The sequence below is a fragment of the Rhizobium sullae genome (genome assembly GCF_900169785.1).
Classification (GTDB): Bacteria; Pseudomonadota; Alphaproteobacteria; order Rhizobiales; family Rhizobiaceae; genus Rhizobium; species Rhizobium sullae.
In genome coordinates this window covers 1-2,182 of record NZ_FWER01000144.1, presented here as the reverse complement: position 1 = coordinate 2,182, position 2,182 = coordinate 1, and the positions used below count along the sequence as shown (strand labels likewise).

At 59.1% G+C, this 2,182-nt stretch carries 3 protein-coding genes; 1 reads left to right on the top strand and 2 read right to left on the bottom strand.

The window, feature by feature from the left end:
- Positions 1-324 precede the first annotated feature (324 nt).
- Positions 325-891: an alpha/beta fold hydrolase gene (locus BN1800_RS43265; protein ID WP_244564830.1), complete on the top strand. Its 567-nt coding sequence runs from the start codon at positions 325-327 to the stop codon at positions 889-891.
- Between the two features lie 300 nt (positions 892-1,191).
- Here BN1800_RS43265 and BN1800_RS39320 read toward each other — a convergent pair whose 3' ends face one another.
- The gene (locus BN1800_RS39320; protein WP_244564829.1) at positions 1,192-2,067 is read right to left on the bottom strand and encodes a sulfite exporter TauE/SafE family protein; all 876 of its coding nucleotides are present in this window, start codon (positions 2,065-2,067) and stop codon (positions 1,192-1,194) included.
- Positions 2,049-2,182, bottom strand: a 134-nt coding sequence (locus BN1800_RS39315) for a DUF6691 family protein (RefSeq protein WP_342210327.1), incomplete at its 5' end; no start/stop codon positions are given. The genes BN1800_RS39315 and BN1800_RS39320, both read right to left, overlap by 19 nt.

Genomic DNA, 2,182 nt, shown 5'->3' with positions numbered 1-2,182 from the left:
TTGCGGAACAGCTTCACTTCTTTCGGTCTTGATGACGGCAATGAAATAGGCATATGGCAGCCTCCGTTGTATATGCCACAATGTATATGCCGTGTTGCGCCGATTCAAGTCCGACTGCTCGTTCATCGCGGCGCAAGGTCGGGCGCAGGAGGTCGCTCGGCCCACCCCCTAATCCTAGCGGCTTTAAAACTCGGTGCCGATAAGAAGGCCTTGCGCACTAACGGTGGTCGGCTCACACCGGATTTCCAAACGCAGAAGATGCGGATAAACGATCGTTTGTGGGCGTTTCTGTAGGAAGTGCCACCTATTGCTTGGCATGAGAACGTGGACTATATATCCCAAAGTATCTATATCATTCAGGATATGATCGCCGTTTCCGGTGATGACGACCCGGTGTGCCCGCCAGCCGACCTGGAAAACATTACCACCCGCGTGCAGCAGGGCCGGCATCTGTCGTTGCCGGGCCGGCATATCGTCAACATCGAGTCGGCGCACGCGTTCAATGCCGCACTTCTGGAATTTTCGATAACAAGGCGGCAGACGTTGGCTGCGACAATTGTGCCGATTCGCTTCCCTGCTACGCGGGCAGGGATATCAACTCGTGCAGGAGGCGTGATGCGACGCCTCTTTTGGAAGTTTTTCGTGGTGGTCCGGTTGACCTTAACCGCCGCGATCGCATTCGTCGCGCTCAATTTAATTTTCGACTTCGTGCCGCCGAAGAGGTACAGTCACGAAATTCTTGAGCGGACGACTTTGGATGCTGCCGCCGCGATTTTGTCAACGAAAGGGCTCGATCTGGCGGACGCCTTCGCGACTGCAACAGCAATCGTCCGCTGTCGGCTCCCTCACTGCTCTCATGCGTTCTTCCGTTGGCCAATGTTGGTCAAATGAGAACGAAAATGGGTACTTCACAATATGATCCTAACGCACTGGGACGTCCGGCTTGGAAAGCCAGCCGAAAGGTCGGTATAGAGAAGCCGCTGAAACAGCGCCAGATTTGGGCGATCCGCTTCTTCCTCGATAGGGAAGGGCGCACGAGAGACCGCGCGTTATTGATCTCGCAATCGACAGCAAGCTTCTAAAATCGGAAGTCTTGTCACGGGAACGGAAATCCGAACCCGGGCCATGGTCGTTCAGCAAAAGACCGGTCGTCCGGTTCAGTTCGAAATTACTGCAGATGTGAGGGCAAGTTTACTTGCATGGCTTGAGCGTCGTGGTGGAACAGTCGACGACTACGCCTTTCCCAGCCGAGTCGACCATGCCGATCATCTGAGCACCCGCCCAGTATGCTCGATTGGTGGATAGAATGTAACAAGCCACTACGAGTACGAGCGCTGCGAACATGCGGTTGAGGATGTTCTTGTAGGCGCTGAGCCGTGTAGCGAGGAGCATGCCGAGTACGCCGCCGACGATGCCACCCCCGATGAACTCCGCGGCGAGCCACCAGTCCACCAAGCCTGAGCTGGCATAGTTCAGGGCCGTCGCCAGCCCGAACGCACCGACGGAGAGGAGAGATGTGCCGATGGCGTTGATCATCGGCATGCCCGTCGCCAGCATCAAGCCGGGAACGATCAGGAAGCCCCCGCCGATGCCGAAGAAGCCGGAGGCAGCGCCGGCGACGAGTGCCACGGCCGCTGTTGCGAGGCACATCCTGAGGTCGACGGGACGGCACTCGACCGCCATTGCCTTCTTGGGCTTCAGCATCAGGACACCGACGACGATCATGAGGACGCCGAACAGAAAGATCAGGCGGTCCCCTTCCATCGCCTTGCCCAGGCTGGAGCCGCCGAGGGCGCCGAGGACGCCGAGCGCAGAGAAGACGGCTGCGCAGCGCCACCAGACGTGACCCCTGATCGCGTGGCTCGCGAAGTTCGTAAAGGCATTCAGCGAGACGGCAAGCGCACCCGTTCCGATCGCGATATGCGGCTGCGTCACCCCGACGACGTAGAGGATCAGCGGCGTCGCCAGGATGGACCCGCCGCCGCCTAGGAGGCCGAGCATGAAGCCGACGATCCCGCCGGAGCCGACTGCCGCCAAAATAGAGGTGCTCACGTCCGTCTGCTCCATACTCTGTCGTACAAGGTCATGCCGACCAACATCGCGAGGACGAACAGCGCTGTCTGCGGGATGCCACTCGACAGGGACGCAACCGCCGGACCCGGACAGAAGCCGCCGATCCCCC

Excerpts from the sequence above, each read along its gene's own strand:
- BN1800_RS39320 (WP_244564829.1), bottom strand. The coding sequence starts at position 2,067 with ATGGAGCAGACGGACGTGAGCACCTCTATTTTGGCGGCAGTCGGCTCC.